This window comes from Kitasatospora sp. NPDC032121 (assembly GCF_055580145.1).
This window is the reverse complement of record NZ_JBVILX010000017.1, coordinates 116,048-140,614: the sequence shown is the minus strand read 5'-3', so window position 1 is coordinate 140,614 and position 24,567 is coordinate 116,048. Positions and strand designations below refer to the sequence as shown.

The 24,567-nt window shown below is 72.6% G+C and carries 22 protein-coding genes and 1 CRISPR repeat array; of the genes, 6 read left to right on the top strand and 16 right to left on the bottom strand.

Translation table 11 applies throughout. From position 1 onward, the window contains the following. Nucleotides 1–250 precede the first annotated feature (250 nt). Nucleotides 251–793 (top strand): transposase, encoded by a 543-nt coding sequence (locus tag ACZ5OX_RS31615; RefSeq protein WP_465634732.1) that lies wholly within the window; start codon nucleotides 251–253, stop codon nucleotides 791–793. Between the two features lie 356 nt (nucleotides 794–1,149). Here the strand turns inward: ACZ5OX_RS31615 and ACZ5OX_RS31610 are convergent, their stop codons facing one another. Together ACZ5OX_RS31610 and ACZ5OX_RS31605 are read right to left on the bottom strand one after the other, a co-directional pair. Beyond that, the gene (locus ACZ5OX_RS31610; RefSeq protein WP_465634731.1) at nucleotides 1,150–2,742 is read right to left on the bottom strand and encodes an ISL3 family transposase; all 1,593 of its coding nucleotides are present in this window, start codon (nucleotides 2,740–2,742) and stop codon (nucleotides 1,150–1,152) included. Nucleotides 2,743–3,206: 464 nt separating this feature from the next. Next, on the bottom strand, nucleotides 3,207–4,349 hold the full coding sequence (locus ACZ5OX_RS31605) for a hypothetical protein (RefSeq protein ID WP_465634729.1): 1,143 nt from the start codon (nucleotides 4,347–4,349) through the stop codon (nucleotides 3,207–3,209). A gap of 211 nt (nucleotides 4,350–4,560) precedes the next feature. Here ACZ5OX_RS31605 and ACZ5OX_RS31600 point away from each other — a divergent pair, with 211 nt between their 5' ends. Both ACZ5OX_RS31600 and ACZ5OX_RS31595 read left to right on the top strand, forming a co-directional pair. Further along, the gene (locus tag ACZ5OX_RS31600; protein ID WP_465634728.1) at nucleotides 4,561–5,835 is read left to right on the top strand and encodes an RICIN domain-containing protein; all 1,275 of its coding nucleotides are present in this window, start codon (nucleotides 4,561–4,563) and stop codon (nucleotides 5,833–5,835) included. Nucleotides 5,836–5,906: 71 nt separating this feature from the next. Continuing rightward, a complete protein-coding gene (locus ACZ5OX_RS31595) occupies nucleotides 5,907–6,053 on the top strand; it encodes a hypothetical protein (RefSeq protein WP_465634726.1) in 147 nt (48 codons plus the stop codon). A gap of 473 nt (nucleotides 6,054–6,526) precedes the next feature. Here the strand turns inward: ACZ5OX_RS31595 and ACZ5OX_RS31590 are convergent, their stop codons facing one another. The 13 genes from ACZ5OX_RS31590 to ACZ5OX_RS31530 form a co-directional block, all read right to left on the bottom strand. Further along, complete coding sequence (locus ACZ5OX_RS31590) at nucleotides 6,527–6,955, bottom strand: hypothetical protein (RefSeq protein ID WP_465634725.1); 429 nt, start codon at nucleotides 6,953–6,955, stop codon at nucleotides 6,527–6,529. A gap of 515 nt (nucleotides 6,956–7,470) precedes the next feature. After that, a complete protein-coding gene (locus ACZ5OX_RS31585) occupies nucleotides 7,471–7,935 on the bottom strand; it encodes an NUDIX domain-containing protein (protein WP_465634723.1) in 465 nt (154 codons plus the stop codon). 7 nt (nucleotides 7,936–7,942) lie between these two features. Continuing rightward, nucleotides 7,943–8,569 carry a dTMP kinase gene (locus ACZ5OX_RS31580; RefSeq protein ID WP_465634722.1) on the bottom strand — a complete coding sequence of 209 codons (627 nt, stop codon included), beginning with the start codon at nucleotides 8,567–8,569 and terminating at the stop codon, nucleotides 7,943–7,945. Further along, nucleotides 8,566–10,074, bottom strand: a complete 1,509-nt coding sequence (locus tag ACZ5OX_RS31575; protein ID WP_465634720.1) for a B12-binding domain-containing radical SAM protein — start codon at nucleotides 10,072–10,074, stop codon at nucleotides 8,566–8,568. Before ACZ5OX_RS31575 ends, ACZ5OX_RS31580 begins: the two co-directional genes overlap by 4 nt. Beyond that, complete coding sequence (locus ACZ5OX_RS31570; RefSeq protein ID WP_465634719.1) at nucleotides 10,028–10,939, bottom strand: DNA glycosylase family protein; 912 nt, start codon at nucleotides 10,937–10,939, stop codon at nucleotides 10,028–10,030. The genes ACZ5OX_RS31575 and ACZ5OX_RS31570 overlap by 47 nt, the downstream gene beginning before the upstream one ends. A gap of 136 nt (nucleotides 10,940–11,075) precedes the next feature. Continuing rightward, the gene (locus ACZ5OX_RS31565) at nucleotides 11,076–12,491 is read right to left on the bottom strand and encodes a hypothetical protein (RefSeq protein WP_465634718.1); all 1,416 of its coding nucleotides are present in this window, start codon (nucleotides 12,489–12,491) and stop codon (nucleotides 11,076–11,078) included. Beyond that, nucleotides 12,488–13,441 carry a hypothetical protein gene (locus tag ACZ5OX_RS31560; RefSeq protein WP_465634716.1) on the bottom strand — a complete coding sequence of 318 codons (954 nt, stop codon included), beginning with the start codon at nucleotides 13,439–13,441 and terminating at the stop codon, nucleotides 12,488–12,490. The genes ACZ5OX_RS31565 and ACZ5OX_RS31560 overlap by 4 nt, the downstream gene beginning before the upstream one ends. 210 nt (nucleotides 13,442–13,651) lie before the next feature. Beyond that, nucleotides 13,652–14,209, bottom strand: coding sequence for an ATP-binding protein (locus ACZ5OX_RS31555; RefSeq protein WP_465634715.1), 558 nt, complete (start codon nucleotides 14,207–14,209; stop codon nucleotides 13,652–13,654). Beyond that, a complete protein-coding gene (locus tag ACZ5OX_RS31550) occupies nucleotides 14,206–14,778 on the bottom strand; it encodes a hypothetical protein (protein WP_465634714.1) in 573 nt (190 codons plus the stop codon). Before ACZ5OX_RS31550 ends, ACZ5OX_RS31555 begins: the two co-directional genes overlap by 4 nt. A gap of 121 nt (nucleotides 14,779–14,899) precedes the next feature. Continuing rightward, a complete protein-coding gene (locus tag ACZ5OX_RS31545; RefSeq protein ID WP_465634712.1) occupies nucleotides 14,900–16,171 on the bottom strand; it encodes a helix-turn-helix domain-containing protein in 1,272 nt (423 codons plus the stop codon). A gap of 225 nt (nucleotides 16,172–16,396) precedes the next feature. After that, a CRISPR array of direct repeats spans nucleotides 16,397–17,645; the repeat unit is 29 nt; unit sequence GGAGCTATCCCCGCGAGCGCGGGGCCGAC. A gap of 499 nt (nucleotides 17,646–18,144) precedes the next feature. Then, complete coding sequence (locus ACZ5OX_RS31540; protein WP_465634711.1) at nucleotides 18,145–19,728, bottom strand: hypothetical protein; 1,584 nt, start codon at nucleotides 19,726–19,728, stop codon at nucleotides 18,145–18,147. Further along, nucleotides 19,725–20,138 carry a hypothetical protein gene (locus ACZ5OX_RS31535; protein ID WP_402412967.1) on the bottom strand — a complete coding sequence of 138 codons (414 nt, stop codon included), beginning with the start codon at nucleotides 20,136–20,138 and terminating at the stop codon, nucleotides 19,725–19,727. The genes ACZ5OX_RS31540 and ACZ5OX_RS31535 overlap by 4 nt, the downstream gene beginning before the upstream one ends. A 127-nt stretch (nucleotides 20,139–20,265) precedes the next feature. After that, nucleotides 20,266–21,336, bottom strand: a complete 1,071-nt coding sequence (locus ACZ5OX_RS31530; protein ID WP_465634709.1) for a bifunctional lytic transglycosylase/C40 family peptidase — start codon at nucleotides 21,334–21,336, stop codon at nucleotides 20,266–20,268. 448 nt (nucleotides 21,337–21,784) lie between these two features. Here ACZ5OX_RS31530 and ACZ5OX_RS31525 point away from each other — a divergent pair, with 448 nt between their 5' ends. Genes ACZ5OX_RS31525 through ACZ5OX_RS31515 form a run of 3 tightly spaced genes read left to right on the top strand, consistent with a single transcriptional unit; the run spans nucleotide 21,785 to nucleotide 23,721 of the window. Beyond that, nucleotides 21,785–22,687: a hypothetical protein gene (locus tag ACZ5OX_RS31525; protein WP_465634708.1), complete on the top strand. Its 903-nt coding sequence runs from the start codon at nucleotides 21,785–21,787 to the stop codon at nucleotides 22,685–22,687. Beyond that, the gene (locus ACZ5OX_RS31520; protein WP_465634706.1) at nucleotides 22,632–22,988 is read left to right on the top strand and encodes a hypothetical protein; all 357 of its coding nucleotides are present in this window, start codon (nucleotides 22,632–22,634) and stop codon (nucleotides 22,986–22,988) included. The genes ACZ5OX_RS31525 and ACZ5OX_RS31520 overlap by 56 nt, the downstream gene beginning before the upstream one ends. Nucleotides 22,989–22,992: 4 nt before the next feature. Then, a complete protein-coding gene (locus tag ACZ5OX_RS31515) occupies nucleotides 22,993–23,721 on the top strand; it encodes a hypothetical protein (RefSeq protein WP_465634705.1) in 729 nt (242 codons plus the stop codon). A 297-nt stretch (nucleotides 23,722–24,018) separates the two neighbouring features. Here ACZ5OX_RS31515 and ACZ5OX_RS31510 read toward each other — a convergent pair whose 3' ends face one another. After that, nucleotides 24,019–24,564 (bottom strand): hypothetical protein, encoded by a 546-nt coding sequence (locus ACZ5OX_RS31510; protein WP_465634703.1) that lies wholly within the window; start codon nucleotides 24,562–24,564, stop codon nucleotides 24,019–24,021. Between the last annotated feature and the right edge of the window lie 3 nt (nucleotides 24,565–24,567).

Below are 24,567 nucleotides of genomic sequence, written 5' to 3'. Positions count from 1 at the left end.
CCGCAAGTCGAGGGCGGCGGTCGGAGAAGGGCTGGTGACACTCCCTGCTTCTTCGCCCGTACCTCCAACCAACCCGACGGATCGAAGACAGACCATGAAAATCCACCGGCACAACTATGTACCGCACACTTTTGCGGATCAGATTCACTGTGAGGTTCCCCGAGGTGCGGAAGGTTGCCGGACATGGCCTGATGGGCCGTGAGAAGGGAGCCTCTACCATGGCTGCACGGATGAAGTACCCGCCCGAGTCGTGGCAGCGAGCTGTTTCCGCGTACCGGGCCGCCGATCCGAAGCCGTGATCCGGCAGATGGCCCGCGATCTCGGGATGCACCACGAGGCGCTGCCGAACTGGATACGCCAGGATGAGGCGGACGGGGGCGAGCGCGACGACCGGCTCACCACGGCCGAGAAGGAGGAGCTGGCCGCTCTGCGCAAGGAGAACGCCGAGCTCCGCCGGTCCTGCGAGATACTCAAGGCCGCCTCGGCTTCTTCGCCCAGGAGCTCGACCCGACCCGGCGACGGTACTGAGGCTCATCGACGAGCACCAGGACCGCTTCGGGGCCGAGCCCGTCCTCCGGGAACTGCACATCCCCGCCTCCACCTCCTACCGCTGGCGCCGCAAGGCCGTCGAGCCGTACGCGCGCAAGCGCCACGACGCCGAGCTGACCGAGCACATCCTGTTTTCGGCGGGATGTATGGGTTCTGGCACGGATTTCGTGAACCCGGCCAGAGTCCGTCGCGGTCTGTGGTCGGTCCGGGCCGGACGACTGTGCTGGCCGGCTCGCGGTGGTAGAGAATGCTCGGCATGACGACTTGAAGAGCACCGGCCGGGCGGCATTACTGGGTCAAGGTCGCGGCCTGCGAGACGGTTCCCGGCAGCGACGGACGAGTCTGCGCGACCTGCGGAACGCCCGTCCGCTCGTACCAGTACCGCTTCCATCCGCCCGAGTCCTCCATGTTCGAGCGGTGCATCGGACTGATCTGGTGTTCCGACTGCAGGATCTACTGCAGCAACCTGGTGCACGTCCCACGCAGGCAAGTCCTGGTAGACGCCCTCGCCTCTCTTCCCTTGGAGCTGCGAGAGCGGCTTCTGCGTTCGGAATCGCGGCTGATCAAGTTTCTGGACCGCGACGCCCGCGGGAGCAGAGGTTAGGGGCGGCGGCTGGCCGCGATCAGGAGGAGCCGCTTGCGGAGTAGGGGTGGCTTCGCTCGGCCGAACATGCTGCGCTTGAGGGCCTTCAGGTCGTTGACGCGGCCTTCGACCGGGCCGGACGACCAGTCGGTGCTCATGCCGTAGACGACCGCGTCGAGGTCGGGGATCAGTCCGGCGGCGAAGCCGGTCAGGCCGGCCGCCTGCTGGTCCGCGCAGACGTCGGCGATCCAGTGCCGCAACTCGTCTCCCTGCCGGTTGGTCATGATGGCCGCGAAAGTGCGGACGTGGCCTGCGGCGGCCGTGACGTCGGGTGAGCGGGCCAGCAGTGCCTTGAGTCGCTGCTGGTCGTCCTCGCGCAGGTGGTCGGGGTGGCTCATGATCCAGCGGGTGGCCTCTCGGGGCGAGGGCGGCCGGGCGATCGGCGGCGCTTTGCCCGCGGCCCGGTGGTCGGGCCGCAACGGCCGCACGTGGTCGCGCAGCGTGCTGTAACTGCAGAGTGCCCCGCGTTCTCGCAGTTCACGGTGAATCCGGGACAGGTTCGTGCAGCCCTCGGCGATGCGCTGCTCGATGTAGGGCTTGAACCGGTCGAGTTTGCTGGTCCGGTTCTGCCACTGGCCGTGCAGCATCGCCTCCGGGCTGGCCGCGCGAGCGTACTTGCGGACCGTGTTGCGCCCGAGACCGAGGCGTCGGGCGATCTCGCGCAGGCTCAGGCCCTGCTCGACCTGGGCGCGGACGGCGGCGTGGGTGTCGCGGAGCCGGTCGAGGAACTTCCCCTCCGGGTACGGGCCAGGCGGGCCTTCTTCAGCCGTGACGGCCTCGACCTGCGTCAACTCCGGCTGCTCGGGGGCAGGTTCGTCCAGGTCACCCAGCAGGGCGCGGTGGCGGGAAATGAGGCGTTCGACGGCCTCGCCGAGGTTGTGCCACAGATGCCATTTGTCCGCGCAGTGCTGGGCGTTCGGGGCACCGTCTCGCGCGCCGTCGGCGAAGACCGAGGCGCGGTCACGGCAGATGATCTCGACGCCGGGATGCTCACGCAGCCACGCGGCGACGCTGTCCGCGTCGCGGTCGGGCAGCAGGTCCACCGGCTGATGGGACTCGCAGTCGACGAGGATGGTGCCGTACCGGCGGCCCTTCCTCGTGGCGAACTCGTCGATGCCCAGGACACGCGGGGTCGCCCAGGTCGGGTCCGGCAGCGCCATGACCAGGCGCAGGACGGTCATCCGGCTGACCGCGGTGCCGAGCAGCAGGGCCAGACGCGACACGGCGCGAGCGGCCAGGACCACGCCCAGCGCGCCGAGCAGCGTCTGCAGGACGGGCGTCCGCCGGCCGTAGCGGATCGTCAGCCCCTCGACCTGCTCGGCGAAGGTCACCCGCGGGCAGGCGCCGTTGTCGCAGAACAGCCGGCGCACCGACAGTTCGATCAGGACACCCTGCCCGCCGCACGGGGCGTCCGCCAGTCGTCGCCCGTACCGGCTGTGCACCCGGTCAGACGTGACCCGGCAGCCCGGGCAGGGCACGGGGATGTGCTCCGGCGTCGACGCCTCGATCACCACGCACCCGCCCCGCACCTCCAGGAGCTCGATCCGCATCCCGGCGAGATGCGGCAGCAGAAGGGAGATCGCCTCACACGCGGCCAGTATCCAAAATGAGTTGACGGAGCGTCACCGGCGCACAGCAGCACGATCGACTTCACGGAATCCGTGCCAGAACCATTTCGGCGTGTCCGCTCACACCCGCACCCGCGGGGGTCAGCCGGACCTGCTGGCCCTGCCCGACCTGGTCGCCGACTCCTCCCCGCACCCGCGGGGGTCAGCCGAGCTGGCCGAGCTCAACCGGCTTGCCCAGGAGCTCCTCCCCGCACCCGCGGGGGTCAGCCCGCAGCGAGTCCCGGTCGGCCTTGGACCCGGGCCTCCTCCCCGCACCCGTGGGGGTCAGCCGTGCTCGACCGCGGTCAGCTTCGTGCCGGGCGCCTCCTCCCCGCACCCGCGGGGGTCAGCCGGCCGGGGCCGATCCCGCTCCGACCGAACCGGACTCCTCCCCGTACCCGCGGGGGTCAGCCGTTGAACGAGGCGAGGTCGGCTGCGTGGTGGGCGACGGAGCGGCAGGCCGCTGCGGAGACGCCCTGGAGAAGGCGGGTGATCTGGTGCTCGCCGGCGGCGAGCGCGGTGTTCCTTCGGAGGGCGTCCTTGACGGCGGTCCAGGCCCCGGCGGCCGCAGCCTGGATCGACTGGACCTGAGCCCACTGCGGCAGCGCGAGCCACCACCCCGCGCGGTCCTGTACCTGCTGGATGGCCACCATGAGGTCGGCGAGCGCCTGCTCGGGAGCGAGGCCGTCCTGTACGGAGCTGTCCTCGGTCAGCTCGTGTTGGACGGCCTGCAGAGCCGCCGCCAGCACCCCGAGGTGGTCCTGCAGACATGTGGCCTGGTCCTCCGGCATGGCGGAGATGACCGACAGCGCCTCAGATACCCACGTGCCGTCGGTGGAGCTGAACGTCGATGGGGTATCTGTGTTCGCCGAACCGATCCCCCGGCTGGCGCCGAGGGCCGCTGGTGTTGGTGCCGACGGCGGCTCCGTCGGCTGCGGCCGGACACCGGACGGTACGGTCAGCGGAGCTGGAGTGGCCGGAGACGGCGGTCCGGCGGCCGCGGCCGGTGCGGGTTCCGTTACCGGGGCTGGGTCAGCGTCTGGCGGGGGCTGGAGGTCAGCGATGGCTTGGCCGTACTCGGCCTCGGTGATCAGGCCCTCCTCGAACGCCAGGTCCAGGGCGTCCAAGCCCGCCTCGTACCCGGCGCGTTCCTGCTCGCGCTCCCATCTGGCGTCCTCGCGGACTTGGGCGTCGAGGAGCTGGCCCTCTTTGACGAGCTGATCGTAGAGGGTGGTCGGCGCGTCAGAGCCGACCATCGCACGGTAGGCGTCGTGGGGACGGAAGCCGCCGCCGCTGGTCATCAGCTGGTCCGACTCGTCACCGCGGTGGACCCAGACGGACTCCTCCTCGGTGCCGCGACGGTAGGCGCGCACGTAGACGGCCTCGCCGACCCGCTGGGACTCGACGATCTCGTAGGCCGGGTCGACGAAGATGCTGTACGGCGTCGGGCCAGGGGCGGCCGACTTGGGTGGCGGGGGGACCGGACGACGGCGCCAGGGCCGGCGCTCCGGTCTGTCCGGCGGGACGTTCGGGGTGCGGAACTCGGTCATGTCCGCCCTGGGGCGACTGATTTTCCGGAAACGGAGGCAGCGGTATGCATTTGTATCCATACTGTGTGTGGCCGGGCTGTGGGGTCGGTCCGGGGAGGGCCGGCCTGCGTGTTCTCGCTGCCACTGCCCTGTCGGCTCGTAGTAGGCGAAATCCAGTCGTCCCGCTGATCGGCGCACTGCGCAGCGGCGGTAGGGATAAGGAAAACCCGAGATGCGTCTCTCCTTGACACTGCGGCGCTACGGCGCCGCCCTGGCGGGCTTGGCGGTGGCAGCGCTGATGCTCGTCGCCCCGCAGCCCGCCTCGGCCGTGTACTTCGGCCTCGGCGGCAACGTGGGCCTCAATTGGCAGATCCCCAACGCCCCGGCCGCGGGGCTGAGTGACCTCACCTTCCCGATGGCCATCGAGCCGGCGAGCGAGCAGATCGGCCTCTACTACGCCCAGCAGTTCTTCTTCTCCAACGGCCTGATGGGCTACACGGGTCTTCAGCCCCAGCCGACCTCCGGCGGCGTTCAGCGGTTCCGTGCCACCTTCTCGGTCTTCGCCTCCGGTGCCGCCGGTACCCCGGGCAACACCTCCAGCAGCGACCCCAACTGCAGTCCGGGTGCCGACTCCGGGGCCGGCCAGTCCTGCTCCGTCCTCTTCACGGCGGAGTACGGCCACGCCTACCACCTCAAGGTGCGGCCGACCGGGAGCACCTCCACCACCAGAACCTGGACCGGCGACGTGTTCGACCCGGCCACCTCCCGCCTGGTCGTGCACATCGGCAGCTGGACGCTGCCGTCCGGCCTGCTCAAGAGTTCGGGCAGCGGGTTCGTCGAGTACGTCTACTTCGACGCCCACGCTTCCTGCGAACGGAACACGGTCTCCGACGTCGTGTTCGGCAACCCCACCACAATCGACGGGGGTGGCCTGTCCGGCACCCTGTCCAACATCGCCGAGTATGGCAGCTGCGCCGGTGCAAGCTTTGCGACCGCGCCCGCGGGGGCGGGGGCACATATCGTCCGTGGCTTCACCACCACCAGCGCCTTCACCGGCAGGTCCTCCGGTCGCTGCCTGAGCGCCCCCAGCGCCGCCTCGGGCGCTCAGATGGACATCGAGTCCTGCAACGGAACGGACAGCCAGTACTGGACGTTCACGCCCAACAGCGTGGGCAACACCCAGTCCCCCGTCCCCTCCAGCCCGCTCGTCCCCAATGGGGGAGCGATCCGGGGCTTCCTGCACCTCGGGTTGTACGGCTGGGACGATTCCATGTGCCTGGACAACAATTCCCAGAACGTTTCGGGTAGCAAGGTGATCGTTCGGCCGTGCGCCGCGAACAACCCGCACCAGCAGTGGACGCTCAACGCCAACGGCAGCATCCAGAGCACCGATTCGTGGCTGTGCCTCGACGCCGCCAACGGTGGGACCGCCGACGCCACCCTGGTCGTCCAGGCCAACTGCAACGGCAACGCCGGCCAGCTCTGGACCCGGGGCGCCAACCCGTGATCCCGGCACCCGGCACGGGTGCCTGAGCCAGCCGTTCAAACGCACGACAGCGGCCTTCGCTCCACCGATCTGTGCTCGCTCCAAGAGCCATAGACCTGCGGGCGAAGGCCGCCCGCCGATGGCTGTCGTTCTCGGTCGGCCCGACCCACGGCGGCCAAGTCCCGCCGGCCGCGCTGGTCCTGGACGGCATGATCGCCGGAGGCTTCCTCCCCGCCTGATCGGCCCCGGCAACACCTCGCACGTCCCCGTGGACCGACTCGCGCGCATGCTCGCCACCGCGTTCCCGGCCGTCGCCGCCAGCGGGGTGCCCCACCGGGAGCTGCTGCACATCCTGCACGCGGACGGCTACCTGCTCGTCGGGGACGACCCCCTCCCCGTACGGACCGTCCTCGCCCAGCCTCCGCACAACCCCAGCGGACGCTGGCTGTCTGGGACTCGGCCACCGAGCAGGAGCACGCCGAGCAGCGCGCCGTGGTCGCCGCCGAGGTCGCAGGTCGTGCCGGTGCCTGGTGCGGTTCGATCCGGCCGTGGCGCTGACGGCGTCCCACACCTGGTCTCCGACGCGGTAGCGCACCAGGTGGTAGGTCGCTCGCTCGGACTGGCCCGAGACCCGCCAAGTCCTCCTTCAGGTCGTACTTGCGGGCGGTCTCCGCTGCGGTCAGCCGTCCCTCGACGAAGGTGAGGTGCTTCATCAACGCCTTCTCCGAGTCGGCCTCCATGACGGCCGGCTGCCCGGTGCCCTCGGCCTTGGCCGGGGTGACCTTCGGGGTGGGCACGTCGGGGCTGGCCGCGACGTCGAAGCTGAACCGGATGTTGAACTGGTTGATCGCTCCGGCGAGGCCGGCTGCTTGGCCACCAGCTGGTAGAGCACGCCGTACTCGGTCTCGATCTCCTGGACGGCCTTTTCCTTGAAGCCGGTGCCGACCATGCCGCTGCCGCGGCCCGTGGTGGTGATCAGGGACTTGATGTTGATGACTTCGGTGGCGAGGCGCTTCAGCGCGCTCTCGTCGAGGGTGCACCGGGTGTCGGCGAGGCCGGCTTGGACGAACCGGGCGCGCCATTCGGGCTCGTCGAGGTAGGGGAACGGTCCGGACGGACGGTTGGGATGACGCGGCGACATGCCGCACCTCTGCTCTCGTGGTGTGGGGACGGCCGCTCACGCTGCTGTCCCCGAACGGATCGGACGGAGTGGGTCCGCCCTCCGCTTACGCAGAGGTGGGTGCCGCCGACGTACCGCCTCCCCGCCGCTGCGGGGCACTGGGCCGTCAGGGCGGTGACCGGGCTGAGCCTGGGGCGCAGCAAGCTGCTTCTGGGCAGCGCCCCTGTGGTGGTTCTGGAGGAGGTCCCGTTCGACGTCGCCGTCGGGGCGGCCCGGCGGTTGCGGGAGGCGGGTGTGCCTGCGGCTGTCCGGTGCACGTGGTGCGACAGGGCGGTGCCCGGGGGCGAGGCGCCGCTCGACCCGGGCCCCTGTGTGTCCCGCTCCTGGCCGACCGCCCATTGCCAGGCGAACTCCCTCACCAGCCGTGGCTGCGAGTTCTGCGCCACCTTCGGGCCCGTCCGGCTCACCCTCTGAACGCCCCGGCCCCCTGAGGGCGGCACGGGGGCCGGAGGGTGAGCACGGGTGGGCCGGGGCCGTCACGCAGGCGGCCAGCCGTGGTGGACCAGGCCGCCGGGGTCGGTGAGGGCGCCGTGGATGCCGGCGGCGGGGTAGGGGATCAGGTCGTCGGGCAGGCCGTCCTCGGTGAACCAGCGCAAGTCCAGGCACTTGGCGGGTTCGCGGTTGACCGGCTCCCCCTCCCACTCGGCGGCGAGGTAGAACAGCCCCAGACGCAGGATCGCCGGGTCCTGGCGGTGCAGGACGGTGTAGGCGAGGTGGAGGTGGGCCGGGTCGACGGTGATCCCGGTCTCCTCCTCCAGTTCGCGGGCGGCGCCGCGGGCCGGCTTCTCGCCGGGGTCGAGTTTGCCGCTGGGGGCGTGCCACTGGCCGTAGCCGTAGGGGCCACCGCGCTGGGACAGCAGGACCTTGCCGTCCGGGGTGCGCAGGATGACGTGGACGTCCACGACGGGATGCGGGGTGGGACTCGTGTCGCTGGTGCTCATGTTCTCTCTAACTCCCGTACGGCATTTTGGTGTTGATCGTCCGGGGTGGGACCTGTTCCAGGATGGCCTGTGCGGTCTGCTCGGGGGTGAGGTGGGTGGTGTCCACGGTGTGGAGCCGGTAGCCGAGCCGTTCGAGCACGGGGACGGCCTCCTGGTAGAGCCGCAGTTCGCGGGCGGTGGCGGCGGCGTCGAGTTCGAAGCGGTGCCGGGTGCCGCGGTGGGCGAGGCGGCGCTGCACGGTGTCGGGGTCGGCGGTGAGGAGGACGGCGAGGTCGGGGACGTCCGCGCCGTCGTTGACCGTGAGGAGGAAGTCGGTGTCGACTCCGTCGGCGCGCTGGAGGACGAGGGTGGAGGGCAGGTAGCGGTCCAGCAGCACGGTGGTGCCGGCGGCGCGGCGGGGGCGGACGTCGGTGTCGAGTTGGTGGAGGCGGTCGGCGGCCACGGCCAGAGCGAGGGCTCGCCCTCGCATCGTCGCGGCGGCGGCACGCACCGCCTGGCCGTACGGGGTGGCGGACGGGCCGGTGGCGGTGTGGACGGTGTGTCCGGCCGTCCGCAGGGCTCGGGCGGTGGCGGCGACGGCGGTGGACTTGCCCAGGCCGCTGGGCCCGTCCACGGTGAGCAGCAGGCCGTTCACGCGGTCACCTCCCGGCGGGCGGCGGCGTTGCGGTGGTGCTGTTCGCGGGAGATGTCGGCCAGCCATCCGTAGAGCCGGGTGAGGGGGACGTGGCCGAACTGCTGGCCGGTGGCGAAGTTGAACTCGTCGCGGCCACGCATCGCCTCGTCGGCTCCGTGTCCGGTGAGGTCGACGTCCTGGTAGGTCTGCATGGCCTCGGGGTCCCAGCCCTGCCGGACGAGGTCGGCGAAGACGGGCGAGCCGGGGTAGGGGCGGAAGGTGAACGCGGAGGCGCGGAAGGTGCCGGGCAGGCGGTCGGACAGGGCCCAGAGCTCGCGGATGTGGGCGAGGGTGGCGAGGGCGTCGTCCATGGTCTCGCCGGGGTAGCCGAGGATGAAGTACCCCTTCACACCGATGCCCTTCTCCAGCAGCCGGCGGGCGACGGTGAGCGTCATCGCGGGGGTGATCCGCTTGTCCATCGCCTCCAGGATCCGGGCGGAGCCGGATTCGATCCCCAGCGCGACCTCGCGCAGTCCGTTGCCGCGCAGCCGCTCCAGGACGGTGTCGTTCTCGCGGTCGAGGACGTTGATGCGGCCGGTGGCGTCCCACACGTACCTCTCGCCGACGCGCTCGGCGGCGAAGGCGTCCAGGGCGGGGTGGATGACGCGGCGGGCGCCGAGGAAGAGGTCGTCCACCGCGCGGAAGGCCGTGCACCCGAAGTCGGCGTCGAGCCGGTGCATCTCGGCGATGATGTTCTCGGGGGTCCGGGTGCGGATGCTGACCTCGGGATTCATGGAGGCGGCGGCACCGCAGAACCCGCACTCGTAGGGGCAGCCGCGCGAGCACACCAGGTTGGCCTCGATGCGGCCGTCGGCGGCCCGGTACGGGTCCTGGGCGAGGAAGCGGCGGTCGACGGCGAGGGCGTCGATGTCCGGGGCGAGCCAGCGGGCGGTGTCGCCGGGGCGCGGGATGCCGCAGGCGGTGGTGCCGAGCAGGCGGTCGCGCCACATCACCTTCGGCAGTTCGCGGCGCCGGTGGACGTCCCCGAGCAGGGCGGTGACCCGCATCTCGCCCTCGCCGATCACCAGGGCCTCCAGGCCGGCGAAGCGCGGATCGGCCAGGACGCGCCCCGGGTCGGCCTTGGCGTGGTGGCCGCCGGCCATCAGCGCGATCGCCGGGTCCAGGGCGGCGGCGATCCGCGCCGTCAGCTCGTAGGTCGGGGCGAGGAGGTTGAACGCGGCCCAGCGCGGCCGCAGCGCGTTGACGACGTCGGCGGTGCGCCGGATGCCGAGTCCGTGGGCCTCGGCGTCCAGGATGCCGACGTTGAAGCCGTGCGCGGCGGCGTGGGTGGCGATGTAGGCCATGCCGAGGACCGGCAGGGTGTAGTCGTTGACGCGCGGGCGCAGGCCGTAGTCGCGCAGCGGGGCGTTGACGAACAGGCAGTCGAGGGCGCGGTCCGGGTCGGCGCCGGCGACCAGGTCATGGGCGGTGCGGGTCTGTTCCTCCGAGCTGATCGGTGCGGGCATGGGCCCCCCAGGTGAGTGTCGACAGGGTGAGGGTGTGCAGGTGGCGCGGTTCGTCGCCGGCCAGGTGGTGCCAGTGCGCGCCGAACAGGGCCTCGGTCTTCTTCGGCTTGTCGGCGGCGGGCCAGGGGTGGTCGGGGGCGATGCGGGCGGCCCAGGTGCGGACCGCGAGGTCGGCGTGCGGGTACACGGAGAAGTCGCCGGTGAAGTCGGCGGCCGCCGCGGCCGCCGTCCAGGGCCCGATCCGCGGCACGCCGACGAGCGCGGCGGCCAGGGCCGGGGCGTCCAACCGCTCCCAGCGGACGCGGTGCTCCAAGTACGCGTTCGCGGCCGCGCGCAGTGCGGTGCGGTGGAACGTGGTGCCGACGGCGGCGAACTGCTCGTCGGTCAGGGCGAGGACGGTCTCCGGCGTCGGCGCGGTGTGCAGGGTGCGGTCGGGAGCGGGCCCGCGGTCGTGGCCGGAGGCGGGGCCGTTGTCGGGGCCGTTGCCGGGGGCGGGCAGCCCGGTGCCGTGAGCCGCACACCAGCCGCGGTAGAGGCGGCGGGCCTGGTCGGCGCGGACGACCTGGCGCAGGACCGCGGTGGTGATCGCGTCCCACAGCCAGGGGTTGGCCACCCGCACGCTCGGCCCGAGACCGCGCAGGCCGGCGAGGAGGTCGGGCGGGACGGTGCCGGGCAGCGACGTCGGGTCGGTGGTGACGAGGGTGGGCTTGGTGTCCTCCGTGCCGTCCACGCAGGCCAGGTCGAGGCCGTCGGGGGTGAGGGTGGCCAGCCAGAGGCCGTCGGCGGTGCGCAGGGGGCGCTGCCGGTGGCCGGTAATGGTGTTCTCCTGCCAGGCTGGGTGATCGGTCGTCAGGACGGTGTGCACGGGGCGCTCCTTGCCTAGGGTGCCAAAGTGGGCCGCCCCAGCTTGCCAAGTCCGGCCGGGCGCCGGGGCCGGTTCGGCCGGGTTCCCGGCGGCGTCGGGGCACCGGAGCGCCGGGATCCTGGGGCCGGGTGCTGCTTCACCGGCGCTCGGGCACGGGGTCGATCACGCCTGCGGCGGCGAGGCTCCGGTAGAGCGCGTGGTGCTCGGCGTCGGTCATCCGGCGCGAGTGCGTCGGCGCCTCGCCGCCGACGGGTGGGGGCCAGGCGGAGACCGGCGGGATCAGGTCGGAGGCGGCGTGGGCGGCGGAGCGGTAGGGGCCGCGCACCATGAGGGTGGTCGTGCCGGGCAGCATGACGGCCCGGTGCACGAGCGTGGGCGCCAGGGTGTAGCTGCTGCCGGGGAGTTCGGTGGTGGTGACGGCCGGGCGCAGGTCGCCGGACGTGAACGGGCCGTCGGCGCGGTCGGCGGTCCGGCCGTCGGTGCGCAGGAAGACGGTGTGGAGGTAGCCGCCGGTCAGGACGCGGGCGGCGAACGGGTAGGCGTGGTCGTGCGGGAGCAGCTGGTTGCCGGGGCGGGGGTTGGTGTTGAGGCGGACCTCGTACCCGAGGTCGTCCGCCGTGGACAGGACGAGACGGTCCAGCAGCAGGGTGGTGCGGGAGGCCTCGTACCGGTCGGGGACGAGGACGGTGGTGGTGACCAGGTAGGACAGGAGAGCGCGGTCGGCGGCGAGGCGGTGGAGGACGTCGGACTCGGCGTGGAACCGCGGCAGGTCGGCGGCGCGCAGGTCCGGGATGTCCTCGAGCCGGGGTGCGGCGGCCCGGGCCGCACCGGTCGGGCGGGGGTCGGTGAGGCGCGCGTGGGCGTCGGCGGCGGCGGCCCGGTACTCGTCCGGGGTCAGCGGCGCGGTGCCCGGGACCGGGGTGGGGGCCTGGGTGGAGGCCGGGGCATGGGACGCGATGAGCTGCGCACTGTCCGGGGAGCCCGTGAGCCGGGTCGTGGCACCGGCGTGCAGGAGGCAGACCTGGCCGGGGTCCAGGGTGCGCAGGTACTGGGGGTCGTCGTGGTCGACGTCGTCCCGGTCGCGGTAGAGGGCGAGGTCCAGGGTGCCGACGAGCGGAACGAGGGCGGTGGTGCGGTCGGCGGGCCAGGGCCCGGCGGAAGTGGCGCCGTCGGGGGTGGTGCCGTCGGGCAGGCGCAGGTGGATCGCCGGGTGGCCGTCGCGGGGCGCGGCGAGCAGGAGCAGGGTGTGGCCGGGGGCGGTGCGGGAGCCGGCCGCGAGGGTGCCGGGGTCGGCCCGGTCGAGCAGGTGCAGGGCCAACTCGGTGGCGGGGGCGAGCCAGGCGCCGGTGACCAGGTACTCGGGGCGGTCGGTCAGGGCGTCAGGGTCCAGGTCGGCCAGGCCGGCGACGGCCAGGGAGTCGGCGGCGGCCGGGGTGCTCTGCGGCGGGGTCATGGGCATGGTGATCTCCTCCATGAGGTGGTCGCCGCACCGCAGGATCCGGGGCTCGTGGACGTCCGGCAGCGGGCGGGCGTTCGTGTGGGAGGCCGTCATCGCGGCCCCCAGTTCCACGGGGTGGGGTGGGCACCGCGCAGGCAGGCGACGCGGTGGGCGGCCTGCCGGTGGGCGGCGGCGTCGAGGTGGGCGCGCCGCACCGTGTTCATCACCGCGGTGAGGACGACGACGTCACGCACGACCTGGTAGCCGGACCAGGCGCCGATGTAGGGGTGGGCCGGGAGCCGGCCCTCCCGTTCGTAGGAGAGGTAGGTGTCTGCGTAGGTCCGGTGGTCCTCGCGGGGGCCGGTGAGCAGTTCGGAGCGCCAGCGGGCCGCGACCAGGTCCCACTCCTTGTGGCCGCGCGTCAGCGGCCGGCGCAGCAGGAGCCCGACGTGAACGCCGTCGTCGTGGCAGGGGACCATTCCGAGGGCGCCGAGGACGACGGTGTCCGGAGTCGGCCAGTCCAGGTAGTCCCACTCCTCGCGCAGCTGCGCCGTGTGCTCGCGCAGGAACCGGCGGGCGGCATCGTCCAGCGGGGCGTCGTCCAGTCCGTCCAGCAGGTGAGCGAACGGGTCGTGCTCCCCCAGCCACGGCGCCGACGCGGGGTCGATGCGGTGGGCGAGGGCGGTCACCCACGCGGACAGGGACGTGTCGGCGCTCGGCCTCCCGGGGTCCTGCCAGAAGGTCACGGCCCGGCCGTCGGCGGCCGGGCGGACGTCGGTGTAGTAGGGGGAGGTGACGGGAAGCCGGTGCTGCCGCAGGAACTGCGCGCCCTTGACGAGCGCCCAGGCCTGGTCCAGGTCCGGGTGCACGATGGCGAGCGCGTGCGAGCGCGAGCCGAGCGACCACAGGTGGTTCGGGCTGTCGCTGACCAGCTCGGCCTTCGCGGAGTCGTCGCCGGTGGCCACGCAGGCCTGCGTCAGGGCCTCGTAGGAGGCCGCGATGTCCAGTCTGCGGGCCGGGCTGATGGTCTTGAGCAGCGTCTTGGTGCGCGTTCCGACGCTCACGGCGCAGTCCTCGGGTTCGGAGTGGACGGGATGGAGAGGGAAGCGGCCCCGGGAGGCGGTGAGCGTGCACGCCCCGTGCGGGCGGTGCTCTTCCGCCACCCGCCGCCGTGTCGCTCCAGGGACGGGTGTTCCGGACCTCCGGTGGCACCGGTGTGCGCAGGCAGCGTGTGCGGAGGCGGCAGGTGCTACCGGAGGCCTACGAGGTGCCGGTCACGCCGGTATTCGGTCGCGCGCCGGCTGCCCGGGCAGCCGGCCCACGGCAGGCCGAGGCCGGAACTCCCGCACGAGCGCGTCCGCGCGCGGCGCCGCGCCCCGCGGGTGGACCTGCTCGCCCACGGTGGCCGCCGGACGCGCCTGCTCGGGAAGCCCGATCTCGGCCCAAATCTCCTTGCCGCCCTCGGGGAACTCTTCGACGCCGAACCGGGACACGACCGCCGTGACGAGCATCAGCCCGCGGCCGCAGGTCGCCTCGTCACCGGCCGACCGGTACTCGGGCCGGCCGAGCCCCGGGTCGGTCACGGACACCCGCAGCACACCCGCGTCGTACCGCAGGCGGGCGGTCAGCATCACGTCCGGCCGCTCGCCGCCACAGCCGTGCACGACGGCGTTCGTCCCGAGTTCGCTCAGCACGAGCTGCAGATCGTCCGACACCGCCTCCTGCTGCCGGCCGTCCAGGCCGAGCGTCGGCAGTGCCGTCCTCGCCCAGCGGCGGAGATCGCCGATCCGTTCCCGTTCGGCGACGAATTCAAGGCTGGCGATGCTGCTCACACCGCCCTCCCAGTGGCCGAGCCGGAGGAGCTTCCCTCAAGGCGGCGGCCGACATCGGCACCGTGCAACAGGACAGCCGGCGTGTTCGTCTGAGGCACCCACGGCGGGGTGTCCCAGCGGGTGCCGTGCGAAGGCGGAACGGCGATCCAGTCGCCGGGACCGGAGCGGACTTCGAGGTCGTCACAGGATGCGCTCGCGTACCGGCCGGTGGCCGGGAGAACCAGAAGGATCACCGACTCGACGGTCACGATGCACGGGACCTGAGCGACCTTTTCCAAGACGACCATCGCGGCCATGCCGATGGGTCGCGGGAGGAGCAGGGCATCGAACCTGGTGGTCCAGGCGATGAGGCCGGCACCGGGCGACTCCTCCAACTCGGAGATGACGAGCTCTGGGTCGGAGAACACCGGACCCTTCGGACGCGGGTGGGCGCCTGGGGCCGGACAGCTCGGATCGCCGCAGGTACAGCCCTGCCTGGGCCGGTGTCGGTGTCCGACGGACAGCGTCCAGCTCAGGGCCGAGTAGGCCGTGGCGGCGTCCTCCGGTCGGCGGGTGTTGATCAGCTCCATGCCAGTCTCTCCCACGGTGATCACACATGCACTGCTGGTGACCTTCCGAGAGTGGCAGCCCGGCCTCGGCCCGCCCCCTAGAAAACTTAGGGGGCGTCAACTGTTCGATATTTCAGTTTAGTTACTGAACAAGTTCCATGTTCCGGATGAGCCCTGAGAGGGCAGCGGCCTGGGAGGGCACTCCGGTCTGGACGAGCTCAGTGACCAGTGCGCGGCTCATGGGGTCGGCGTACACGTAGTGCGGTGCTGCCGTCGCGGCTTCCCTCAACTTGACCACCGCGGCCGAGCTTCTACCCATCCGGTGCATCGCTCGCGCCTCGTCGATCGCATAGTGCGTCCGGCGCTCCTTCGACGGAACCTCGTGAATGTCCACCTCCGGAACGCGCCTGAGGCCACGGTCCGGCTCGTCCACTTCCACTCCGGCTTCCGCCGCATGTACGGCCACGACGCCACGCCCGAACACGGTGTGGTTCGCCAGGTCGTACCAGCCGTCGCCAAGCTGGTCGGCGTCCTCCAGCGCGGCACTGATCCGGGCCCAGGCATCGTCCTTCTGCCCTGCGCGGGCATGGGCGATCGAACACCTCAAGTGCAGGGCACCGCGCAAGGACACCGCTGCTCGGGTAGTCGCGCCTCCGGTGGTGTAGGGCTCCAGGTCCCGCAGCGCGGCCTCCGCCACGGCGATGGTCTCCCGGTTCGAGGCCTGGTGCAGCAACGCACCACACCTGTCCCATGCGACGGCGGCACGCATAAGCGGGTCGTCAACCGCTGCCGCGGCACTGGCCGCCACCTCGGCCGCCGACCATGCCAAATCAGGGTAGCCGAGTTGGTTCAGGCACATCCGAGCCGTCCTGGCGGCGTCGACCAACAGCCTCAGAGCTTCGTCCCGCTGGTGGCCGGTAAGAGTGAGCACCGCCGTGTTCAGATCTTCGATCAGTGGCGGAAGCAGGGTGGCGACTCCGGGCAGGTTCGCTGCCTGGCGGGCTGCGTTGGCACGGCGGGATTGCCCACGCAGCCTGTCCAGCTCAACCGGTGCCCCCTGCGGGGCGAGCCCCGGGTGTCCCGAGAGGATCAGGCTGGCACGGCGGATACCGGTCCGGACCGCGGGGACGTGGGCGTGTGCAAGGCTTCCCCCGGCCCTCTGGAGGCGGTACGGCTGGCCGAGGAGCCAGACGACGTCGACATCGCAACGGTCGGCGATCGCAGTGATCACGCTGTACCGGTCGAGCGGCTGTCGACCGCTCTCGACGTTTGCCATCCAGGACTCTGCCCGGCCCAGGAAACCGGCCAGCTCAACTTGGGTCAGTCCAGCCGCGTTTCGGGCGATCCGCACGCGGGCGCCGATGTGCTCGCTGTTCAAGGGCATGCTGGTGTACTCCGTTCTGACCTCGTCCATCAGGACGGTACTCCGGATGCCGTTGTTGCGAAGCGTTAAAGCCGAACACCCGGTGATTGCGCGAACTCGCTGCCGGGACACCCGTCCGGCGGTGCCCGGCGACCCACTGCATGTGAATCCTTTGGACAGCGTCGATCTCACCGGCCCTCCTGAAGCACGGAGCGCCGCCCCACGGCCCTCCCCCGGCTTCAACCGTTTCCGACAGTAGGTGAGCTTGCAGTGGCAGGAGCTATCCCCGCGTACGCGGGGCCGACTCGAAGGTCGTCGCGGGCACGACTACCGGAGAGGAGCTGTCCCCGCGAGCGCGGGGCCGACTCCGCGCCGGCCGCGTCGGGGTTGATGGCCTTGGAGCTATCCCCGCGAGCGCGGGGCCGACTCCGCGCCGGCCGCGTCGGGGTTGATGGCCTTGGAGCTATCCCCGCGAGCGCGGGGCCGACAGCCAGTACTGGGTGGTGTCGACCGCCGGCGGGGAGCTATCCCCGCGAGCGCGGGGCCGACGAGCGCGTGGCGGTGACGGGGATGCCGGAGACGGAGCTATCCCCGCGAGCGCGGGGCCGACACCAGGCCCTCGCCGAACTTCCCCTCCCCGCAGGAGCTATCCCCGCGAGCGCGGGGCCGACGTCACGCCGCCCTCGTCGACATAGCCGAATGCCGAGCTATCCCCGCGAGCGCGGGGCCGACGCCGGAAGGGCCCGAAAATGACTGGGTCAAGAAGAGCTATCCCCGCGAGCGCGGGGCCGACACTGCTGTGCCCGGCCCACGTGGGCCGGGATAGGAGCTATCCCCGCGAGCGCGGGGCCGACTGAGCTTGCGTGCCATGGCTTCTCTCCTCTTCGGAGCTATCCCCGCGAGCGCGGGGCCGACATCGCCATACCCCCGGCCGAGCTGGTCAGGCGGGAGCTATCCCCGCGAGCGCGGGGCCGACGACACGGTGAACGGCCGCGTGCTGTCCCACTCGGAGCTATCCCCGCGAGCGCGGGGCCGACGTGGCCTTCGTGGTGGTCATGCGGTGCTCCGGGGAGCTATCCCCGCGAGCGCGGGGCCGACCTGGCGGAGTACCCGAAGATCACGAGGTGCCAGGAGCTATCCCCGCGAGCGCGGGGCCGACCGGAGCGTCGTCCCCAGGCTCGTCGTCCGGGAGGAGCTATCCCCGCGAGCGCGGGGCCGACGGGCCCATGATCTTCGAGTTCTCGCGGGGGATGGAGCTATCCCCGCGAGCGCGGGGCCGACGCGTCGACGCGGTAGAGCTTGCCGCCCTTGGTCGAGCTATCCCCGCGAGCGCGGGGCCGACCGGTCGGAGATCGAGCCGACGTAACTGATCAGGGAGCTATCCCCGCGAGCGCGGGGCCGACGTGAGGCCCAGGTCGCCGTCCAGGAGGTGACGGGAGCTATCCCCGCGAGCGCGGGGCCGACCGCGACCAGCCCCCGGCCGTCGACCACTGGTGGGAGCTATCCCCGCGAGCGCGGGGCCGACACTTCCTGACCTGCGGCGATTGGGCGCAGAGTGCGCCAATCCATTCAGTTCGAATCCGGAGCCCCACGTGTACGGGACCAACGCCCCAGAGACGATCTCTCCCAGCTGCGCCCCGGCGAGCCGACTCTGAACCTTCGACAGCATCGTACGGGCTGGCATCAGGCATGGGCATAGGGGACGGGTTCGCCGGTGACGGCGTCGGCCACGCCCCGGGGCGGAGAGGCTGACACAGGACGACCTTCAGCTCCGCGGTGCCGCCGACCTCGCCGCCGTCGCCGAAGTCGTCGCCACATACCGCCACTGCCTGGTCCTGCGGACATACGACATCAACCCACCGCCTGCCCGCGAGCAGCTGACTGAGGATCGGGTCGCCGGCGACGGCACAGCGCTTTCCGGTGCTTCAGGTGTCGGCACCGACTGGCACGGAGGCACGGCGTAGGAATCGTCACCCGTATCGGACCACATTGCTTTCTTGGACTCTGCCCGGCGGGTCCATAGTTCACAGGCCCAGGCCGCTCCGCCTTGGACGCCGGGTCGGCTGCGGGTTCTGCCCGGTAGCGGCGAGCCGGGCCGCTGAGCGTCTGAGGGTCATGCGGTCGGCGGCCTGACGGTCGGGAGCAGAGGCGAGCCGGTGCTGGAGGTGCTGGGCGGCGAGGTCGGCTCCGAGCGCCGAGACCACGGTGGCGAGGGCCGTCTCGGCGGCCGCGCTCGCCCGGCCGGCGGACCGGTATTCCTCGGCGAGCTCAGCGCGCCGATCGGCGGGCAGCGGCCGGGCCGGCAGTCGGTTGTGCCCGGGGCCGGAGGCTCGCATCATCAGCCGCCGGGTGTCGGCGAGGCGTTCGGCGAGGACGGCGTGGTCCTCGGCGAGGTGCTGGAGGCGGGCGGAGATCTGGCGGAGGGCGTCGCACCACACCGGCAGGGACGCGGCGATGTCGCAGGCCCGACGGGTGGGTCCCCCGTGGCCGTGGGACAGCCGCCAGGCCGGGTCGGCGTAGAGGAGCCGGCCCACCCGGTCGACCAGGGCGTGCGACTCCGCGGTGACGGCGGAGAGGGTGTTGTCGGGAGCGGAGCGCAGGGGGAACCAGCAGGCGCGTACGCGGCGCCAGGCGTGCTCGGCAGTTTCCCAGGCGTCGTCGGCGGCGTGGACGGAGGCGAGGTGGGCGGACACGGTGGCGGGAGCATGGGTGGCGGCGTGGGTGAACAGCAACCGGGTCAGCTGGTAGACGGCGAGGGCGTTGGAGGCTGCTGTGCCCATGGCGGAGGCGGTGTGCGCGTGGGAGTCGTCGCCCGCCTGTACGGCGCGCCAGCTGATGTCCGCGAGCCGGTCGGCCGAGGCGGCGGCGCCGGTGCCGAGCTGTGCGGGGGTCTCCACGGTACGGGGCGGGTCGGGCTGCAGCAGCGCGCGGGGCCGTACGGTGTCGAGCGCCACGGCGCCGAGCCGGACGTCCGGGTCGGCGGCGAGCGCCCGGACCTCTCGCTGCACCACTCCCAGCTGGTCGACGACCCGGCCAAGGGCACCGATGCGCTCGGTGAAGGACGCGCTGGACGTGGCCGAACCAAGGCGGCCCACCAGGTCCGCGACCGTTCCGGTGAGGGCGAGGACCCTGACCAGGACGGCGGTGCGCAGCTGCGTGCTCTCCAGGGCAAGCCCGTGCCGGGTGAGGGGCCGGCCGTCGGGATCGGTGTGGGTGGCGAGCAGGTCCAGGCCGGTGCGCAGGGCCTGGACGGCATGGGGGACGTACCGGGGGGCCTGGAACGCTTGGAGGGCCGTGAGGGCCGGCGGCTTGCCGTAGGCGGCTCTGAGCTGTCGGGCGGCTTCGGCCAGGGCCACGTGCAGCCGGGCCCGGCGGGCACTGTCCGGTGCCGCCGCCGGGCCGGGGCCGGTGGGCGCCCGGTCGGGCAGGGTGTCCACCGGTTCCCAGCCGTACCGGGTCTCCACGGCGAGGAGGAGGTCCAGCAGGTCCGCGACCTGGTGGCCGACGGTCCGTCGGTAGAGTTCCGAGCTCCGCTCGATCGGCAGGTGGTCGGCGTCGGTGAGGCAGCTGCCCGCGAGGGCGACGAACTCGCCGAACTCGGCGCTCACCGAGCGGTCTCCGCCGGGCGGAGCGTGGTGCGCACCGCGGCGGCGGTGTGCCCGAGGAGGCGGACGGCAACCAGGGCGGTGTAGGCCTCGTCCGGCGTCGCCGCGGTGGCGGCCGCTGCCGAAAGCCGAAGCTCCGCCTGCTCCAGGAATTCGGCGAGCCGACGGCCGTCGGCGAAGGTGAGGTCGGTTTCGGGGTCGTCGCCGTCGTCGGGCTCGGGCAGGAAGCCGCGGAGCTCGATGGCGTGGTTGTGGGTGCCGCAGGCGGCCAGGGTGTCGCCGCCGGTGTCGGTGGTGACGGCCAGGGCCCAGTACCCGGTCTGGTTGGCGAGGGACCAGGCCGCCGAGAGCGGGCCCTGGATGTCGGGCTCGGCGAGGCGGGCGGCGATGCGGTCGAACCAGGCGGTCGTCATGGCGGACTCCTTCGTTGGTTGTCGTCGTGGCGGTCAGGGTGGCGGATCCGGCCGTCCCCGGGGCGGGTGGTGCGACTTCCTGTGGATAACCCGGGGGTGTGGACGGATCCGGCCCCCGGACGGGGGATCAGGTGACGATCCGGCGGACGGCGACGACCTGGTTGGGGCCGCCGCCAGCTGCCCTCCAGATCTGGTAGCTGCCCGTCCGGATCCGGAGGCCGGTACGGGGGGCCTCCAGGAGACGGCCGTCGCCGATGTAGAGGGCGACATGGCCGGGGCGGCCCGGACCGCCGTCCGTTCCGTTGGTGAAGACGAGGTCGCCGGGTTGGATGCTTCCGGGGTCGACCGGTTGCCCCTCCTCGACCTGGGTGAAGGTGGTGCGGCTCAGCCGGATCCCGGCATGGGCGTAGGCCTGCTGGACGAGGCTGGAGCAGTCGCACCAGTGGGACGGGGTGGCGCCCAGTGGGTCGGTGCAGTCGCCGCCGTACTGGTACCAGCCGCCGCGTTGGGCCAGGGCCCAGCGGATGGCGGCGGCGGCCTGCGGGTGGGTGCCGGCCGGGACGTCCCACCCCGGTGGGAGGGCGGCGTCGGCCGGCGGCCCGGCGGGCGAGGGGGCGGTGAAGTCCGGGAGCGCGGCGACGATGGCGGCGACGTACCGCTGGGTTTCCGGGTAGGGCGGGATGCCGTGCTCGGCTTCGACGGCGTGCCAGCCCGCGTTGTAGCCCGCGAGCGCGAGCTGCCACGGGTCGGCGGCGATGCCGGAGTCGCGGGCCTGGCGGATCAGCGAGCACATCATCCGGCCCTGGGCGTCGATTGCGTCGGCCGGCTCGAACGGACTGCTCACCCCGTCGCCGTCGACGTCCCGGCCCCAGGCGCGCCAGGTGTCCGGAACGAACTGGGCGATGCCCTGGGCGCCCGCCGGGCTCTGGGCGTTGGGGTCGAAGCCGCTCTCCCGGTGGAGCTGGACGGCGAGCCGGGGGGAGGTCAGGCCCTGGCCGCAGGCCCCGGCGGCGCGCTCGATCATCGGAACGTACGGCGCCGGGACGCTGCCCGGCCGAAGCGCGCTGCCGTACGGTCCGTGCCCCGGGGCGCTCGCCGCGGCGGGTACGTCGGTGGCGGCCGCCAGCAGCACCAGGGCGAGCAGTCCGGCGGGTGCGGCGACCGCGCCGCCCACGAGCAGGATCGTCCGTTTGGGCATGGTCCAGGTCCCCCGATCGTGTGGCACCCGTCGGCGTGTCAGGTACGGACTGGCCGGACAGGCCCGCGCGGCCGGTGGCGAGGTGGCTGTCCGGGTGCCGCCTGCCGCACCGCCGGAGCCGCCGACCTGCCGACCGGGCAGGCGCCCGGAGCGGCCGGACACGAGGGCATGCGGACGGAAGACGCCGCAGGTGGGCCGCTGCCTCGACGGCCGGCATCACCTCCGGCCGGCCGTCGAGGCAGCGAGGACAGGGCCGCATGCCGGCCCCGCCTCCGAAGTCGGTGGTGTCGTACGGCACCGGCACACCCCTGGTCACGATCCGCTCCAAGTCGATCGCCGAGTGTAAACAGAGCCGGTCGTCACTGTGCTAGACAGTGCGGCTACGGCCAGTGATGGCCCATGAACTGGCATCGCTGAACACCGGTCAGGTGGGAGGGAGTGAACATCGGTGGGCAGGTCCGCGTCCGTGGCCGGGCTGCACGCCGGCGCCCGGCTGATCGTCCCGGTGCTGGGGGCGGCGGCCGGCAGCGGCCGGAGCACCGTGGCCCTGCTCGCCGCAGCGGGACTGGCCCGGCTCGCTTCGACGGTGGTGCTCGACAGCGCGTCGACCGCGTCGTCGCCGTGGCGCCGCTGGCCGCTGGCCGGCGGCACCGGGCTCGCCTCCGTACCCGCCGACCGGCCCCTGAGCACCGGTCAGGTCCGCACCGCCGCCTCGTCCTGCCTCGACGGCCGGGTCCAGGTGCTCACCGACCGCAGGCCCTGGTCGCAACCGCCGCTCGCCCTGCCCTCGGCGCCGTCGGCGTGGCCGGCTCTGGCAGGGATCGGTGGCTGGCAGGTGAGCGTGGCGGACACGGCGCTGACCGTCGCGGACGACCTGGGTGACACCGGGGTCCACTCGCGCACCGCCCAGTGGATGCTGTTGGAAGGGGCCGTGCCGGTGATCTGCGCGCCGACGTCGAGAGAGGGCCTGGAGGCGGCCGCCGTCGCGATCGCCGCCGCCGAGAGCGTCTGTCTGCCGCTTCAGCGGTGCGTGCTGGTGCTGGTCGGCATGGCCGGTGGGATGCCGCGGCGGTGCAGGGCGGTCGCCACCATGCTCGCGCCCCGGGTCGGCGCGGTGGTACGGGTGCCGCACTGCCCCACCTGGCGGGCGCACGCCCTGCGGACCGACCGGCTCAGCCGCCGGTTCGAGGCGGCCGGCACCGGGCTGGCCGACACCCTGATCACCACGGCCGAGAGGTCCTGGGGCCCGCTGCGGGCCCCGGCCGGGACGGCCGCCACTTCGGAGGATCCCTCGCATGACGACCTCTATGTCGCTGCTGGCAGCCCGGCTGACCACCTTGCCGTTCAATGACCCCACCAGCGCCCCGAGCGGGTCGTTCTACGACGTCGGGAAGAACTTCAGGCCCGAGGTGCCGGGCGGAGAGGTCGGCAGCGCGCTGACCACGATCGTCAACTGGACGATGGGCGGCTGCCTGGCTCTCGTGGTCGCGGCGCTGTGCGCGTGCGCCGCCATGGACTCCTTCGGCAGCATCTCGGACAAGCCGGATGTCAGCGCCCGGGGCAAGGCCGGCATGCCGAAGTGCTTCCGCGCCGCCGTGATCATCGGCCTGGCCTGGCCGATCGTCGCCCTCGGCGCGAGCCTGAAGGGCTGACGGGATGGACTCCGTCGAGCTCCGCCGGCGGCGGGCCCTGCGCACGCTGGTCACCGGGGCTGCCTTGGCGGCGGCCGCCGCCGCGGGCGCGGTCGCGGTCCTGATCTGGCAGGCCGAACCCGGGCCGCGGGCCGGCGCCGCCGGCCCCGCCGCTGCTTCGGCCGCCGCCGTACCGCCGTCCGCGAGCCCGTCCACGGTGGTGCAGGCTGTGCCGCTGCCCGCGCCCGCCCGGGTCGAGCAGGGCATTCCGGTCGGCTACCCCCACACCCTGGCCGGTGCCGTGTCCGCGGCCGCCCACTACACCGAGGCCCGTGACCTGCTGAGCCCCGACGCGGTGCCCGACCAGATGATGGTGATGGCCCGCAAGGGCGAGGACTTCTTCAAGCTGACCTCGCTGGCGATCGCGGACGCCCGGGACTGGCGACGCCTCCTCGCTCTCCCCGAGGCCGGGGGCAGCACCGGCTCGGACTTCATCGCCTTCCAGGTCCGCGCCTACCAGACCGAGTCGGTGAGCGCCGACGCCGTCGACGTGTGGCTGCTGACCACCCAGACACCCACCGTCGGCGGCATCCAGCACGGCACCGGTGTCTTCGCCGTCGCGGCCCCGGTGGTCTGGGAGGGCGACGACTGGAGGCTCACCTCGAAGAAGATGCGGGAGACCCCGGTGGTGGCCCAGCCGGGCACAGTGCAGGCCGACGCTGCCGGCTGGAGGCCCGTTGCCTACCAGCACTAGCGGCGTGCGGCGCGCGGTGCTGGTCCTGGTGCTCGTCCTGGCCCACCTGGCCGGGCCGGCCGCCGCGTTCGCCGCCGCGCCCCCGCCGGTTCCCGTCCCGGGCGCCGCCGCCGGAACACCCTGCCCCACGCACACCCGGCCCGTCGGGCAGCCCGAGGAGCTGACCGCCACCGGTCTGCAGCCGAAGCCCCCGGCCGAACAGATGGACGCGCGCGGCGGCTGTGTCCCGCTGGACGAGGACGGCTGCCGGGCCCTCGGATTGAGCGACCACCCGCTCTCGACCTGCGTGTACGCGACCTACAAGCACAGGTACTGCGACGCCGACGTCCTGCCCCTGCCCGGGATGGAGGTGTACTGCGGGAACGCCGACAGGGAGATGACCGCCTGGTGCAAGAAGAACCCGGGTGTGGCCCACTGCGAAGCCGAATCCAAGGGCGGCCTCGCCGCCGCCCTGAAGAACCCCGGCGCCGCGATCGCCGACGAGGGCACCAGTCGGCTCGCCCACACCTTCGCCAGCGCGGCGAAGTGGGTGCTCGGGGAGATGGCCAAGGCCGTCCTGGAGGGGTCCGTCGTGGATCTGGACGCTGACGGCATCTCCGACACCCTCGCCCTGATGCTCCAGTTGTCCGCGATCATCGCGGTCATCCTGCTGTGCGTGGAGGTCACCCGCACCTGCGTCTCGCAGGAGGGCAAGGGGATCGCCACGGCGGTCACCGGCCTGGTCGAGTGGGCACTGAGCTGCGCGGCCGTGTACACCGTCACCCAGACCCTGATCTGGGCCGCCGACGACGTCTCCACCTGGATGATCCGCTCCTCCGGCCTGACCACCGACCAGTTCGTCACCCG